General features: G+C 55.4%; 10 protein-coding genes. 4 read left to right on the top strand and 6 right to left on the bottom strand.

The window, feature by feature from the left end:
* Positions 1–34 precede the first annotated feature (34 nt).
* Both PEL01S_RS18000 and PEL01S_RS17995 read right to left on the bottom strand, forming a co-directional pair.
* Entirely contained in the window at positions 35–1,597 is a 1,563-nt protein-coding gene (locus PEL01S_RS18000; RefSeq protein ID WP_127461288.1) for a response regulator transcription factor, read from the bottom strand.
* Positions 1,590–3,425 carry a cache domain-containing sensor histidine kinase gene (locus tag PEL01S_RS17995; RefSeq protein WP_127461287.1) on the bottom strand — a complete coding sequence of 612 codons (1,836 nt, stop codon included), beginning with the start codon at positions 3,423–3,425 and terminating at the stop codon, positions 1,590–1,592. Before PEL01S_RS17995 ends, PEL01S_RS18000 begins: the two co-directional genes overlap by 8 nt.
* A 143-nt stretch (positions 3,426–3,568) precedes the next feature.
* Here PEL01S_RS17995 and PEL01S_RS17990 point away from each other — a divergent pair, with 143 nt between their 5' ends.
* Entirely contained in the window at positions 3,569–4,894 is a 1,326-nt protein-coding gene (locus PEL01S_RS17990) for an ABC transporter substrate-binding protein (protein WP_127461286.1), read from the top strand.
* Here the strand turns inward: PEL01S_RS17990 and PEL01S_RS17985 are convergent.
* From PEL01S_RS17985 to PEL01S_RS17975, 3 genes are all read right to left on the bottom strand, one after another.
* On the bottom strand, positions 4,801–5,625 hold the full coding sequence (locus tag PEL01S_RS17985; RefSeq protein ID WP_127461285.1) for a lipase family protein: 825 nt from the start codon (positions 5,623–5,625) through the stop codon (positions 4,801–4,803). The genes PEL01S_RS17990 and PEL01S_RS17985 overlap by 94 nt on opposite strands.
* Before the next feature lie 88 nt (positions 5,626–5,713).
* Positions 5,714–6,079, bottom strand: a complete 366-nt coding sequence (locus PEL01S_RS17980; RefSeq protein ID WP_127461284.1) for a cupin domain-containing protein — start codon at positions 6,077–6,079, stop codon at positions 5,714–5,716.
* Between the two features lie 23 nt (positions 6,080–6,102).
* Positions 6,103–6,870 carry an EcsC family protein gene (locus tag PEL01S_RS17975; protein WP_127461283.1) on the bottom strand — a complete coding sequence of 256 codons (768 nt, stop codon included), beginning with the start codon at positions 6,868–6,870 and terminating at the stop codon, positions 6,103–6,105.
* A gap of 209 nt (positions 6,871–7,079) precedes the next feature.
* Between PEL01S_RS17975 and PEL01S_RS17970 the strand changes: the two genes are divergently transcribed.
* A complete protein-coding gene (locus tag PEL01S_RS17970) occupies positions 7,080–7,658 on the top strand; it encodes a DNA-3-methyladenine glycosylase I (RefSeq protein ID WP_063184094.1) in 579 nt (192 codons plus the stop codon).
* Here the strand turns inward: PEL01S_RS17970 and PEL01S_RS17965 are convergent.
* Positions 7,655–8,887 (bottom strand): aminopeptidase, encoded by a 1,233-nt coding sequence (locus tag PEL01S_RS17965; RefSeq protein WP_127461282.1) that lies wholly within the window; start codon positions 8,885–8,887, stop codon positions 7,655–7,657. The genes PEL01S_RS17970 and PEL01S_RS17965 overlap by 4 nt on opposite strands.
* A 161-nt stretch (positions 8,888–9,048) precedes the next feature.
* On the opposite strand from PEL01S_RS17965, the gene PEL01S_RS17960 reads away from it, so the two are divergent.
* Complete coding sequence (locus tag PEL01S_RS17960) at positions 9,049–10,200, top strand: glycosyltransferase family 4 protein (RefSeq protein ID WP_127461281.1); 1,152 nt, start codon at positions 9,049–9,051, stop codon at positions 10,198–10,200.
* Positions 10,201–10,386: 186 nt separating this feature from the next.
* Positions 10,387–16,047: hypothetical protein (locus PEL01S_RS17955; protein ID WP_127461280.1), on the top strand; the 5,661-nt coding region annotated here is incomplete at its 3' end.

Here is a 16,047-nt window from a genome sequence, read left to right as displayed (position 1 = left end):
AGCGCTCCATGAGGGGCTCTTTGTCTTTTTGGCATCACGGTCTATTGCTTTTCATCAAATCCCGATACTCGGACGGATTTAGTCCTACCCGGCTTCGAAATACTTTGCTGAAGTAATGCTGATTGTTAAAGCCAATAATTTCGGATATATCTTTAAAATCCAGTTCGGGCTTTTCTTTGATTAAACGTTTGGCCTCTTGAATGCGCATTGAAATGAGGTGCTGCAAAGGAGGCACTCCTTGATATTTCTTGAATACCCGGCTAATGTATGAGGCGTTGAATTGGAATTTGTTGGCTAAATGCTCTACGTTAATTGGCTTGGTGAAGTTAAGACGAATATATTCTTCAAGCCGCATGTACAATTCTTTGGCTGAATCAAGTTTTTGGTGTACAGGCAGGTGTTCTCCGATCAATTGCAGAATGTCTTGGTATAACGTGTCGATATGATTGGTGGTCGCCACAATACTGTAAATCCTCGCTTCAATCTCGACCGCGGTTTGATTATGTTCCTCCAAATGCAGAAAAATGAACCTAACGATCTGAACTAACGCCCTTTCTAATGTTTCCTGCGTCAAATTGTTTTGCTTCCATCCTTCAAAAAGCCGCGCCAGCTCCTGTACGAGTTGATCAAACTTTCGCTGTTTAACAAGCATTTGGATGGCGTTCAAAGTTACCTGATCCAGGTAACTGTTCATATCTTGATGCTGCGGCAAGTCTCCAAACGTAATAATCGACGATTGGCAAGGCACAAGAAATTTGCCCAGGCATTTTCTGAGGGACTGGGACATTTCCCACAATTCACCGAATGGAACAGGAATAAGATGGGTACACAAAGTTACCGAAAAAGCGTCCTTCATGAATCGAGAGATTCCTTTTTGAATTTCCAGCGTCTTATTCACTGTCGATTCGCTTTGGTTAGGATTTGTCGTCGTAATAAGGAACTTGACGTTATCATTTTTCTCGTCAATGACCCACCATTTTGTTGTTGACCGACGATCGTCATTCAGTAGCTGTGACCACTCCAACATGCCCCAAATTTTGCTTAGGCTATGCGTATCCAATTCATTGGCTGCATACCTGTACAGATTGCCCAGACAAATAAGGTGCAGCACAAACATCTCGTTTTGCAAGGCGGAATGTTCCGAATGAACCGGGTGAATTCCGTTCAAATCTTGCGTGATGATCGCTCTTTCGAGAATCATATTGCGTTGTTCAAGTTTGCCCTTGATCTCATGCAGCGTATCCCGCAGGTTTTCCGATATTATCGGTTTCAGCAGATAATCAGACACTCCCAATTTAAGGGCCTGCTGCACGAAGGTGAAATTGTCGAAGCCGCTTAAGATGACGACATGAATTTCAGGGAAAAGCTTTTTCACAAGGCGTATTAATTCAATCCCATCCATTAGCGGCATTTTCACATCAGTAAATAATACATCCGGTCTATGTTGTTCCACAAGCTCCAGCGCGTCTTCCCCGTTCGTAGCTGTGGCAATGACATGAAAGCTGGGGTCGGTATATCCTATTTTTTCAACAATGTGTTCAAGAATCGTTTGCTCGTCTTCAGCAACCAGTACTTTGAATGTGTAGCCACTAGGCATAAATATTCTCCCTTGGATCGGATACCCCAATCTTAACTTCCGCACCCTCCTCAGTTTTATTTAATAACTGAAAGAAGGCCTTGTCCCCATAAAATAACTTCAAGCGATGAAAAATATTCAGCAACCCGATATGAGGAAAATCATCATCAACTTCAATTCCCGGCTCAGCATTGTTGATTTTTGTTAAAATACTTGTTAAAACCTGGTCGTCAAATCCGATACCGTTATCCGAAACGATAATTTCCCAGCCGTTGTCGCACATTTTACCCTTAATTTGAATATGCCAAGGAGGTCTTTTATTGAAAGCGTGTTTAAAGCAGTTTTCGACGATGGGCTGCAGGATAAGACGCGGTACGCGCACTTGGTTCATTTCCGCCGGTATTTCGATGCTGCATGAAAACTGATGGATATGACGGGTCCTCATCAAATCCAGATACTTCACGGTATAGTCCAATTCCTGCTCCATCGTGACGGGAATTGAGCCATCGATAGCAATATATCTTAACATGCCGGATAGATCGCTACACATTTTTACAATTTCCGTTTGACGATTGTTTTCCGCTTTGATACTAATGATAGTTAACGTGTTATATAGAAAATGCGGATTCATCTGGGCTTGCAGGGCAAGCATTCGAGCTTTTATTTCCTGTGACCTGGCCTCAACGGCCTCGTGAAGCGACTCTTCGAGTCTTTTACACATTTGCACAAAAGCTGCGTTCAGTTCCTCCAGTTCGTTCAGATCGGAGGGAGGGGCAGGCATTGTTGCTGGCGGCAACGTTTGCAGGCTCAGGTTGGCTATGGACTTGCGTATGGCTTGAAGTGGGATGGTCAGGCCTTTGGACATATAGTAGGTCAAAATCATCGTGATCAGAAGTGCGGCGATCCCGATCAAAACGATTTGATTCCGGAATGCTTTTACCGGCTGCAATAAAGCGGGTTCGGATTCGACGAGCAGCACGGTCCAGCCGCTGAATTCGGATCGCGAATAGGCGATGATTTCCGAAGGCCTGGTGGAATTCCCCGGCATAATCCAGGGATCGTCCGGCTTCACAATACCGCTCGGATTGGCAAGACCCTTCACGTCATTCCAATAGGTCTCGTCTGGGGGGATGCCTTCGGAAAACGGATAAATCAACGCGCCGTTCTTGTCATAAACGTATACCTTGGTCGGTTGAGAGATTTCTTCGCCAGGAATCGTAATCGATCGATTGACTAAATTTTGAAAAACGCTGAAATCCTGCTGGACCTCCACGATGCTATCAAGCTGTTTGCCCAAAACCTCTGAGAAAGCCCTGCTGACGGAAAGGACAATCGTATTTGATTGATCCCAGTCGTTAATGCGCGGAGGAATGACGGTTTTCCGCCCGTCCTCTTTGAGTGTAAGGTTGACCCATACCTGGCTCTGTATCGTATAGGGAGACAGTTGAGACATATTGAAGTTTTTGCCAAATTGTATAAGCTTGCCGTTGGTCCGAAAAATATTAATTTGATAAAATTCAAATGGATAACCGGTAATGGAAAATAAAGTGTTGGATATATTCCTTCCGTTATTCAGTTCCTTATAAGGGCTGTCAGTGCTTTCGAAAAAATAGGTTCTTAAACTATCAGATGTAATGATTCTCCCGGCAATGGCATCCATGCCTTTTAACTCAACATCAAATTTATCCGAAATGTTAAGAGACAGCTGATGAATGGATTCGGAGGCTTTTTTCTCTAACGCGCTAGAAACGTATAAATAAAATGAAGTTACAAAAATGACAATAAGCAGGGTAATGAGGCTGGCGTATACCAAAAAAAGTTTAGATTGCACCGTTCTGATCTGTTTCATTTCCTTCGATCATCCGATCGAGTTGCCTTGGAAGTAAATTTCATACACATTCAATAATAGATTCCTTTATTTACTAATTTTTGTATAACCTTAATAATAAGGGTGTATCTCAAAAAATACAATATGAATTAAGGGGTTCGTTTATGCGTCAGCTAAATTGGCAAAAAGTATTGGCAGTTAGTATGATGTCACTCCTCGGCATTTCGGGATTGATCGGCTGCTCTGCACAAAAGGATCTAACAACCGAAAGGGAAAACAAGGGACAAGGCGCTGCTAAGGATAAAACGATCACCTACGTAGGTTCACAAAACTGGTTAAACAAAGGGTCCAAGATCGATTCGGAGCTGAATGAGGCTTTTACGAGAGAAACGGGCATTAAAGTAAATATGCAAGTCGTTCCGGACGATCAATATGCGAACATTTTGAAAACGAAGCTTGCTTCGGGAGAGGCGCCGGATATTTTTATGGTCCACGCCGGAGCAGGCGCGCAAAAATTTCTGCCGGATAAGTACTTTGCAGATTTGTCGAACGAGAAGTGGGTATCCAGATATGTGCCCTATGCCAAAACAGGCAGTACGATCAACGGCAAGGTAATGGGCTTTATGACCTGGTCCGTAGATGGATGGGGGATACTTTACAATACGAAAATGTTTGAAAAGTATAACTTAACGGTACCCAAGACCTTTGATGAATTTACGAAAACGTTGGACACTTTAAAAGCCAACAACATTACGCCTGTTTACGAAGCAGGAAAAGAATCTTGGCACTGGGGCATTTGGTTATCGCAAATGGGACCTATTGCTGCAAAACGCAATCCCGGCCTGTACGAGAAGCTGAATTCGAATCAGATCAAGTTTGCGGAGGTAAAGGAGTTTGAAACCTTCCTTACACAATTTAAGAAAATGTACGACAAACAATATTTTGGGGAAAATCCGATTTCGCATACTTGGGATTCCAGCTACGAGGCAATGGGTAACGAGCAGGCAGCGACATTCCTGAGCTACACTTCCTATCAAAATGAAGTCGCTGAAAAGTTTGCGGATTCAAAAGCAACCGATTGGAGAATGTTCCCTATCCCTATGACGGGAAACAATATTTTCTCTCATTCTGCAGGCGGCAATATGCGCGTAGCGTATAAAGATTCCAAAAATTTGGAGAGCGTGAAAGCATTTTTTGATTTCCTGGCAAGACCGGATAATTTGAAAAAGTATTACGATGCGCGACCTGATATTCAGCCTGCACCTTCATTCGTAGATGTGCCGGCCAAACCGACAATGAGTGGAAAAACGCTCCTTGAAAACGCACCTGGAGGTGACGGCATGGATATGGAGTACGGGGTGTTGTACTGGGATAACACGACGGTCGGCAAATACATTCAGGACATGATGCTGGGAGGCTCGACGCCGCGACAAGTTTTGGAGTCGATTGATAAAGACAGGGCTAAACTATTTAATGCGTCTGCCAAATAAAGGCCTTTCGGACTGCCGTTGTAATATGGACGGCTGCGGCCTGCGCGTCGGCGCACGAGCTCTTTGTAATAGCTTTTGATCGAATGGCTTCCCTTTAGGCCTTTGTTTTGGAAGCGGATCACGTAGCGGTACCGGACATGCCGGTATACGGTTTTGTCGAAGGAGGGGGGCAGCAGCGGCACGAGATCATACCGGTTGGCAATGTGGGTGCTGTGTTTAATTCGTCTGTTAAACCGACGGACGAAATCAGGATTACCGACCTTCGGAGCTCCGAACGTGTAGACTACGGGCTGCTTGAAGGGCGTATGATAGACGAGGTCGAGCGCGCAGAGTGTAACGAGCGAGCCGCCGATGCTGTGGCCGGCCAAATACAGTCTTTTTTTTGGGGAAGCTTTGTTCAAATAGCTCATAATCGGCTCGCGGAGCGCGGATGCGTACAGCTCCGTGAAACCGCGGTGCGTTAGTCCGGCGTTGCGGACAAAAGGGAACGGAATTTGATCGAACTGCAAATCTCTCTTCAATTCGGATACGGCCGCCGTGCCGCGGAGCGCGATGATGATCGAGTTCCTGGACTCGAGAATGAATCCGAGGTATGGAACCTCCTTGCTGCCCAGGACGGCGGCCAGCTTATATCCGGGGGGCAGCTCGAACTTTCCGTTATTGTTATACTGCCGGATGGCCTGATACACGATAGCGGCCAACTGGATGGCCCGGTTGGAAGCGATGGTCATACGACATGCTCCTAATGTTGGAATCGGTCGTATAGTGTATTCCGGCGCCTCCGGCAGTGATACGGGGAAGCGCAGAGTGGGCCGTGGGCTAGTCCCGCTTCGGCTCCGTCAAGGGCGGCGCTTCCACCCGGTCTCCCCGGGTCTGAGGGTGCGAGACGACAAGGAACTCGACGTCCCCGGAGGAAACGTTCTTCATCTGATGCGGCACACCCGGCGGCACCTCGCAGCCTTCCTGCGGACCGAGGGTATGGAGCTCGCCGTCCACCTCCAGCTCCGCCGTTCCCGTCAACACGAAAAACAATTGGCGCGCCTGCTCATGGTAATGCCGGACCTCGGCCGTATGCGGGGGCATCCGCTCGTGAATGACGCTCAGCTCAGGCTGCTGAACCAGATGCCAGCCGTCGCATTGGTCGCCCCAAATATAATGCGGTGCATTCGCTTTGCTGATTTTCATGGTTACGGTTCCTCTCCCTCGACTTAAGTTGTCTCGCTTTTCTCCTCCGCCTCATCCAGCCAGCGCCGGCGGTAGCAGTTCATGCCGGCTTGCCCCAGCTCCTCAAGCAGGCCGTAGTTGGCCCACGCCCCGACGACGGCTCCGATGCCGGGGACAAGCTGCAGCAGTTTGCGGAAATCGATCGTATCGCGGTATTCCTGCTGCAGCTGCCTCCAATCGATATGCTGGGCGTACGAGTCCGCAGAAGGCAGCGTTTTGGCGGTTTGCGGCCAATTCACGACGGCGCGGTACAGCTCGGGCTTTTTGTTCTGGCTGGAGAAAGCGACTTGAAATACATGCAAAATGTACAAACGTTCGCGATAATCGAGCGTCGAATGCCCGTAAATGTGGGCGAGCTCGAACAAGAACTTCATCTTGATGCCGATCAGGATCGGAAAATCCGCGAGCCCAAGCAGTATTCCTCCGGCTCCCGTCCCCGCGCCTTCCGCCGCCGCCAGCTTTTTGTAAAAGTCGATCAGCTCCTCGGCCTTGTGATCGCGCGACGCCAAGCTCATGTCTTGGAGCGGTTCGCTTTTCGGAATATAGTCCAGGCTGAACAACGCTGTCTGAACAATGCCTTTGACCGCTGCGGTAATGGCCGTATGTACTTTCTCGGGTATGGCTTGGTTGATACGCGTTTGCAGCGCTCTGGACGTTTTTTCGAACATGCCGGGCGGCTTGAACAGTTCCTTTTCCCACCCGATCAGCTGCTTCCGGATCTGCTGCTCGTATACCGTAAATGAATGATTCATAAAATCCCCGCCTGATGTTTGGAATCGTTCGGCTCGACAGTGCCGGGTTCGGATAGGCCTGCGCGAAGCGTCTGTGCTCGCGTATTATCCGCTATTATACTTGATACGTGCCGGCATCGAAAAGATTTCAATCCGTCAAAATGTAAAACAGTGACAAATGGTGTCGCAATAATGTGGTATAGTAGGGAAAAAAGGAGAGGATGCGTCCTATGGAATGCCGCTGTGGCTGGTGTAACGAAGACCCTTTATATATCGACTATCACGATAAGGAATGGGGAGTTCCCGTTCATGACGACCGGATGTTGTTCGAGATGCTGATCCTGGAAGGGGCGCAAGCGGGACTAAGCTGGTATACGGTGCTCAAAAAAAGAGACCGGTACCGGGAGGCGTTCGACGGCTTCGATCCTAAGGCGGTAGCCGCTTACGACGATGCCAAATTGGACGAGCTGCTTAGTGATCCGGGCCTGATCCGCAACCGGCTCAAAATGCGCGCCGCCGTGACGAACGCGAAGGCTTTTCTCGCGGTGCAGGAGGAATTCGGCAGCTTCGACCGCTACATTTGGCAGTTCGTCGGCGGCGATACGATCCGCAACCGCTGGCAGAGCCTGAAGGAAGTGCCGGCCAGCACGCCGGAATCGGATGCGATGAGCAAAGCGCTGAAGAAGCGCGGTTTCACGTTTGTCGGCTCGACGATCTGTTATGCGTTTATGCAGGCGACCGGCATGGTGATGGACCATACGGTCGATTGCTTCCGGTTTGCAGAGCTTTCCGGAGCCCGGGCGGATTAATCCGCCCAGCAGCCCCGCCGGAACACCGGCTCCATCGTCCCGTCCGGCAGCTCTCCGTCGATATCGAGCTCGTCCGACCCGATCATGAAGTCGACGTGCACCAAACTGTGGTTGGCTCCGTGCTGCGCCAACTGCTCCCGGGTCATGGCGGTGCCGCCTTCCAGACAAAGCGGATACGCATTGCCTAATGCCAGGTGGCAGGAGGCGTTCTCGTCGAGCCCCGTATTGTAAAACAGCACGTTCATCTCGGCAATCGGCGAGTTCTGCGGCACTAGTGCCACTTCGCCAAGCCGGGCCGCGCCCTCGTCGGTCGCGATGAGCCGCTGCAGCGGCTCTTGTCCTTGCTCCGCCGTACACTTCACAACTTTCCCGTTCTCGAACGTCAAGCTGAAGCCGTCGATCAGCGTCCCGTTCCAATTCAGCGGCATCGTGCTGCGTACGGTTCCGTTGACACCGTCGGCGCGAGGCAGCGTGAACATCTCTTCCGTCGGAATGTTCGGCACGAAAAACACGCCTTGGGCGTTATGTATCCCGCCTGCGACCCACTGATGCTCCGGGGGCAGCTCCACGTTCAGCTCCGTTCCCGGTGCGCGGTAGATCAGTCGGGCGTACTTCTTCGCATTCATCCGCTCCACCTTCGCGCGCAGCGCTGCCAGATGCTCCCGCCAAGCTTCCACAGGCCGGTCCCGGTCGGCTCGCGCCGCTTGAACGATTCGTTCCCACAGCGAACGAATCGCCTCTTCTTCGTTTGCCTCCGGAAACACTTTGGACGCCCAAGCCGCCGAGGGAACGGATACGATCGTCCAACTGAACCGGCCGGCTTGCAGCATGCGGCGGTATTCCAGCATGGCGGTGCCGTAAGCTTTGCTTGCCGCAGCGATCCGTTCGGGCTTCGCCCGTTTGAGCAAATCGGGCGCCGGGGAGTGTACTTGCAGGAACGCAGCCCCTTCTTCCGCCAATTGACGGAAGCCGTCCGCTTTCCATTGCGGATATTCATGGAACGCTTCGTCGGGGGCCTGCTCGTACTTCAGCCGTTTCAGCTCGTCGTCGTCCCATTCGACATAGACGTGCTTCGCCCCGGCCTCGTACGCTTTGCGCGCGATGATGCGGACGAAATCCGCAGCCGATACGGGCGAGGTTACCATAAGCGTCTGCCCCTGCTGCACGTTGACACCCACCTTCACGGCGAGCTCCGCATAATGTTCGATATACGTTTCCAATCGGCTCACGGTCTGCACTTCCTTTCGGGATATCGTAAGTTTGTTCTTTTATTATGAGGCCCTGCAAGACAAAATTCAAACGGCCCAAACTACGGCCCGGACAACTATAGCCTATCCACATCCGCTGCGCCAAGAATATAATGCAAAAAAGATCGCGGGGAGGCAGCTCCATGAAAGAGCATGATGTCGTCTTCGTGACGCCGGGTTCGTTCGTCATCCCTTCAGGCAAGAGCAGCTCCGTCGAACTGGTCGTGGAACAAGTCGTCCGCCGCCTGCAGAAGCACGTCCGGCTGGCGGTGATCGGGCGGCAGGGCCGGACGCTCCGCCGGACCGAAATTCGCCAAGGTGTCCTCTACGAACGCGTGTCCGCCGCTTCGCCCCGCCGCTACGTGGAGGGTGTCAGTCGCAAGCTGAGAAAGCTGCGGCCGAAGGTCATTCAGGTGGAGAACCGCCCGCGCTTCGCCCGCTTTCTCAAGCGAAGGCATCCGGAGGCGCAGGTGTGGTTGTCGCTGCATTCCGTTACATTCGTCTCCAAGCCCCATATCCAGCGGCCCGAGCTGAAGCGTTGTCTCGCTGCGGTTGACCGGATCGTGGTAAACAGCCATTACCTGAAGGACGAAATGGTACGCAGGGACCCGCGTGTCGAGGCCAAAATTATCGTTAATCATCTTGGGGCCGATCCGGACCGTTTTATTTCCCGATGGTCTCCGGAAGGGGCAGCCATGCGGGAGGCGCTGCTCCACAGACTTGGCCTGCAGGACCGTAAAATCATTCTGTATGTCGGCCGCCTGATTCCGATCAAGGGCGTGCATCATTTGCTGGCGGCGATGCCCGAAATTGTGGGCAAGGTGCCGGAAGCGCTGCTGCTTGTGGTAGGGGGAGCCTTTTACGGCTCGAAGCGGCTTACCCCCTACGTGAGACGGCTTCGGAGAATGAGCGCGCCGCTGAGAAACCATGTGCGCTTCGTTCCGTATGTTCCGCACGGCGAAGTGGACGATTGGTTTCGCTTGGCCGATGTCCTCGTCGTTCCGTCCGCCCGCCGCGAGGCGTTCGGTCTCGTCAACGTGGAAGCGATGGCTGCAGGCGTCCCGGTCGTCGCCACCCGCGCTGGAGGAATGCCGGAAATTGTGGAGGAGGGCGTTACCGGACTGACCGTGGAGCCGGACGCTCTGGAGAGCAACCTTGCGCCGGCGATAATCTACCTGCTGCAAAATGAGGACGTAGCCCACTGCATGGGGAAACGAAGCGTGGAGCGGGTACAACGGCTATTTACATGGGAACGGATGGCGGAGCGGTGGCTTACGTATTACGACGGGCGGTGAACGAGACCGCCTGTTTTTTTGCGTTTTGCGGTTCGACGGAAAAACGGTTTCGGCTTTCTTGTGCGTATGCCCATTTTTGACCGGGCGAATGACCACCTCCTGGGTAAATGCATATGTTAAAAGTGTCTACTTGCAATCATTTCCAGCATGGCCAACTAGGCACTACACCATATGGGAGGACCTAGCATGAAACGAGAAAACCGCCGGGGTTCCGGTACGCGACGACCGGTGCGCAGCAAGCGCATGGACTCGTACGTTAATGAGCTTAAGTGGCTGGATGACAAGCCGCGAATTTTTAAGCCGCAAGCCGACTTTGATGATGATATCGGCATTGGTCATCTAGAGCTTGAGGAAGGAGATGAAGAACAAGAAGCTGCCGAATCGCATGTAGTTCCGGACACTCCCCGACCCGTTGAAGAGCCGGTCACTCGGGAAGTTGAAAAGCCGGTCACCCGGCCCGTTGAAGAGCCGGTTGCCCGGACAGTTGAAAAACCGGTTACCCGGTCCGTTGAAGAGCCGGTCAGACCGCGGTTTACGCAGGGAACCACCGTGTATACGGACGACTTGGCCGAAGAGTCTGTTACGACGGAGAAAATCGCGCGTTATGCCGTCGACGGCACCCGGATCAAACGCAATAGCGTCGGTCGGGACAATCTGACCGACTACGCGGTCGACAGCGCCAAGCTGGCGGACCGGAGCGTCACGACGCAAAAGCTCGCTTTACAGTCGGTGACGGCGGAGCATCTTGCCAAGGCCTCGGTCTCGACAGAAAAAATTCAAGATCGGGCGATCAGCGGGGAGAAGCTTCAGGACAACAGCATTACTTCGGAGAAGCTGGCGGATAAGACGATCGATGGAATGAAAATCGCCGAAAAATCGATTTATACGAAGCATTTTGCCGACGAAGCGATTACCGGCGAGCTGATTCAGCATCAGTCGATCACGTCGGAAAAAATCCGAAGCGGCGCCATTCATTCGATTCATTTGGCCAACGGCGTGGTCAATTCGTCAAAGCTGTTGGAAGGCGCGGTAACGACGGAAAAGCTGCGCGATTTTTCAGTAACCTCCACCAAACTGGCCGATGGAGAAATTGGCGCCGAGAAGCTGGCTCCCCAGTCGGTTACGGAGGATAAGCTGGCGCCTTGGAGTGTGGCTTCCGAGCATTTGAAGCTGAATTCGGTGCTGCACGATCACCTGACGGCCGGGCTGGTCCGGGGCGTTAACATTTCGCCAAAGCAGATCGACGCCAGCCATCTGACGGAAGATGCGGTGCAGACCGTTCATCTGAAGGACGGAGCCGTGACTTCCGGCAAATTGTCCAAGGAAGCGGTACAGGGGCTCCATCTGCAGGAAAGAGCGATTGAAAGCCGGCATATGCAGCAAGGAGCGGTGGAAGGCCGTCACTTGTCCGCCCACGCGGTGACAGCGGATAAATTGGCGCTTTATTGCGTCAGCACGCAGCAGATGGCGGATTCCTCCGTCACCTCCGAGAAATTGGGCGAGCAAGCCGTTACCTCGCGGAAGCTGGCGAAAAAATCGGTATCCGGCGAGCATTTGACGGAAGATGCCATAAATTCGTCGCATCTGGCTGACAAAGCCGTGCAAGCCGCGCACATTGCATCGTTGGCGGTCGGTACCGATCATCTGCAGGAGCGCTCGATCGCGACGGAGAAGCTGCAGGACCGCGCTGTCACCTCCGATAAGCTGGCCGGGGGAGCGGTGCAGGCCCAGCATTTGCAGGAGGGGGCGGTACAAACCACGCATCTGGCGAAGCACAGTGTCACCACCTCCAAGCTGTCCGGTGAATCGGTGTCGACCGACAAGCTGACCAATTTGGCCGTAACGACGGCGAAGCTGGCTTCCGCAAGCGTAACATCGGAGAAGCTGGGCAAGGAATCGGTACAGGCGGAGCATGTGGCCTTGGGTGCAATTCAACATGCGCATCTCGGCAAAGCGTCTGTGAAGACGCACCAGCTGGCTACCGGCGCCGTCACCCGCGATAAATTGGAAGACGGCGCGATAACGTCGGAGAAGCTGGCGGAAAACGCGGTGACGGCGCTTCACCTGACGGAAGGTTCGGTACGTGGTCCTCATTTGATAGAGGGAGCGGTCGACGGCAGTCGTTTGGCGGCAAGTGTGGTGACGGCGAAGCATTTGGCACCTGGCGCGGTGACATCGCTGCATCTGACGGAAGGAGCGGTGCGGGGGCCGCATTTGGCAGAAGGGGCGGTGAGCGGCAGCCATCTGGCGGATGGGTCCGTGACGACGGTGCACTTGACGCCCGGTGCGGTCGGTGTGGAGAATTTGCGGACCGGAGCCGTAGGCGAAGCGCAACTGCAGACGCAGTCGGTAACGTCGGAGAAGCTGGCGGAAGGCGCAGTCGCGGCCCATCATCTGGCTAAGGGATCGGTGCGCGGGCTGCACTTGGCGGAAAGCGCGGTCGACGGCAGCCGCTTGGCGGCAGGGTCTGTGACGACTTGGCATCTGACGCCGAATGTGATCGGCACGCAGCATCTGATGGCGGAAGCCGTAGGCGAAGACCACCTGCAGGCGCAGTCGGTCACGTCGGAGAAGCTGGCGGAAGGCGCAGTCATGACGCAGCATCTGGTGGAAGGCTCGGTGTACGGTCCGCATGTGGCGGATGGCGCAATAAGCGGCAGACACTTAGCGGCGGCCGTGGTGACGTCGGAGAAACTGGCGGAAGGTGCGGTGACGGCGCTACACCTTGTCGATGGATCAGTACGCGGCCGACATCTGGCAGAAGGTACGGTCGACGGCAGCCGTTTGGCGGAGGAGTCCGTAACGTCGCTGCATCTCGCGGCGGGCGCTGTCGGCGAGGAGCAGCTTGCGGCGGAGGCCGTGGGGGAAGCACACCTGCAGGCGCAGGCGGTGACGTCGGGAAAGCTGGCGCTGCGTTCGGTGACGTCGTTGCATCTGAAGCCGAGCGCCGTCGGCTCGGAACAGTTGGCGGCGGAGTCCGTTGGCGAAACGCAGCTGCAGGCGCAGGCGGTAACGTCGGAAAAGCTGGCAGAAGGCGCAGTCATGACGCAGCATCTCGCAAAAAACGCGGTCGACGGAAGCCGCTTGGCGGAGGGCTCCGTGACGATGGGGCATCTAACGCCGGGATCGGTGGGCGCGGAGAATCTGGCAGCGGAAGCGGTGGGCGAAGCGCACCTGCAAGCACAGGCGGTGACGTCGGGAAAACTGGCAGCGGAGTCGGTGAAGTCGCAGCATCTGGCGCCGGGATCGGTGGGCACGGAGCATCTGGCGGCGGAAGCGGTGGGCGAAACGCAGCTGCAAGTACAGGCGGTGACGTCAGAAAAGCTGGCAGAAAACGCAGTGACAACGAGGCACCTCGCAGAGGGAGCGGTCGACGGCAGCCGATTGGCGGACGGATCGGTAACGACGGCGCATCTAACGCCGGGATCGGTGGGCACGGAGCAGTTGGCGGCGGGGGCCGTAGGCGAAGCGCAGTTGCAGCCGGAGGCCGTAACGTCAGAAAAGCTGGCGGAAGGCGCGGTAACGGCAAGGCACCTCGCAGCGGGAGCCGTAGGCGCAAGTAGCCTGGCGGAGGAAGCCGTAACGACGGCGCATCTGGCCTCAGGTGCGGTAGGCGCGGAGCAGCTTGCGGCGGAAGCCGTAGGCGAAGCGCAATTGCAGGCGGAGGCCGTAACGTCGGAAAAGCTGGCGGAAGGCGCAGTGACGGCATTTCACCTTGCGGAAGAGGCGGTTGGCGGTCGGCATCTGGCCGAGGGCGCAGTGACGGCGATACACCTCGAAGAAAGGGCCGTGCGCGGCTGGCATTTGGCGGAAGGAGCGGTTACCACGGAGCACCTCGCAGAGGGCGTCGTCGACGGGAGCCGCTTGGCGGAGGGCTCCGTGACCACGGCGCATCTGGCACCCGGCGCGGTGGGTGTGGAGCAGTTGGCGGCGGAAGCCGTAGGCCCGGCACAGCTGCAGGCGGAGTCGGTGACGTCGGAGAAGCTGGCGGAAGGCGCGGTAATGGCGCCGCACCTCGCGGTCGGTGCGGTTCACGACTGGCATCTGGCGGAAGGTGCGGTCACGACGCAGAACCTTGCCGAAGGGGCCGTGGACGGCAGCCGCTTGGCGGAAAACACGGTGACGCCTCTGCACCTTACGGAAGAGTCGGTGCGAAGCCGGCATATTGCAGGAGGCGTGGTGATGGCCTTGCACATTGCGGAAGGGGCCATACGCAGCCAGCATCTGGCCGAGGGCACGGTAGGCTCGGAACAGTTGGCGGAGGAATCCGTAGGCGAAGCCCAACTACAGGCGCAAGCCGTAACGTCGGAGAAGCTGGCGGAAGGCGCGGTGACGGAGCTGCATCTAGCTGAAGGAGCGGTACACGGCCGGCATTTGGCCGAAAACGCGGTAGGCTCGGAGCAGCTTGCAGCGGAAGCCGTAGGTGCAGTGCAGTTGCAAGCGGAGTCCGTGACGTCGGAGAAGCTTGCGGAAGGCGCGGTAACGGAGCTGCACCTGTCCGAAGGAGCGGTTTACGGCCGGCATCTGGCCGAAGGCGCGGTGGGCGCGGAGCAGCTTGCGGCGGAAGCCGTAGGTGCAGTACAGTTGCAGGCAGAGTCCGTGACGTCGGAGAAGCTTGCGGAAGGAGCAGTGACGGAGCTGCACTTGGCCGAAGGCGCGGTTTATGGCCGACATCTGGCCGAAGGCGCGGTGGGCATGGAGCAGCTCGCGGCGGAGGCCGTAGGTACAGTGCAATTGCAGGCGGAGGCGGTGACGTCGGAGAAGCTGGCCGAAGGCGCGGTAGGCACGGAACAACTGGCGGCGGAAGCCGTAGGCGAATCGCAGCTGCAGGCGCAGGCGGTGACGTCGGAGAAGCTGGCGGAAGGATCGGTGACGGAGCAGCACTTGGCCGAAGGAGCGATCCACCGACGGCATCTGTCGGAAGGCGCGGTGGGCGCAGAACAGCTGGCGGCGGAGGCCGTAGGCGAAGCGCACTTGCAAGCGGAGTCCGTGACGTCGGAGAAGCTTGCAGAAGGAGCGGTGACGGAGCAGCACCTGGCTGACGGCGCGGTTCACGGCCGGCATTTGGCCGAAGGCGCGGTAGGCGTGGAACAGCTAGCGGCGGAAGCCGTAGGCGAAGCTCACTTGCAGGCGCAAGCGGTGACGACGGAGAAGCTGGCGGAAGGATCGGTGACGGATCAGCACCTAGCTGAAGGAGCAGTTTACGGCCGCCATCTGTCCGAAGGCGCGGTGGGCGCAGAACAGCTGGCGGCGGAAGCCGTAGGCGAAGCGCACTTGCAAGCGGAGTCCGTAACGTCGGAGAAGCTGGCGGAAGGCGCAGTGACGGAGCAGCACCTCCGCGACGGAGCGGTACACGACCGGCATCTGGCCGCAGGCATAGTAGGCGTGGAACAGCTGGCGGCGGAAGCCGTAGGCGAAGCGCACTTGCAGGCGGAGTCTGTGACGTCAGAGAAGCTTGCAGAAGGCGCGGTGACGGATCAGCACCTGTCCGAAGGAGCGGTACACGGCCGGCATCTTGCAGAAGGCACGGTGACGGAGCAGCACCTAGCCGAAGGAGCGGTTCACAGCCGGCATTTGGCCGAAGGCGTGGTGGGTGCGGAGCAGCTAGCGGTTGAATCCGTAGGCGAAGCGCAATTGCAAGCACAAGCGGTGACGTCGGAGAAGCTAGCGGAAGGAGCGGTGACGCCTCTGCACCTTGCGGAGGAGTCGGTGCGAAGCCGACATCTTGCAACCGACGCGGTGATGTCCCTGCACCTTGCGGAAGGGGCTGTGCGAAGCCGGCATCTGTCCGAAGGCGCAGTAGGCGCAGAGCAGCTAGCGGCGGAAGCCGTAGGCGAAGCGCAGCTA

The organism is Paenibacillus elgii NBRC 100335 (assembly GCF_004000865.1).
GTDB lineage: Bacteria > Bacillota > Bacilli > Paenibacillales > NBRC-103111 > Paenibacillus_G > Paenibacillus_G elgii.
Note: the sequence above shows the minus strand (reverse complement) of the source record. Positions and strands in the feature narration are given on the sequence as shown.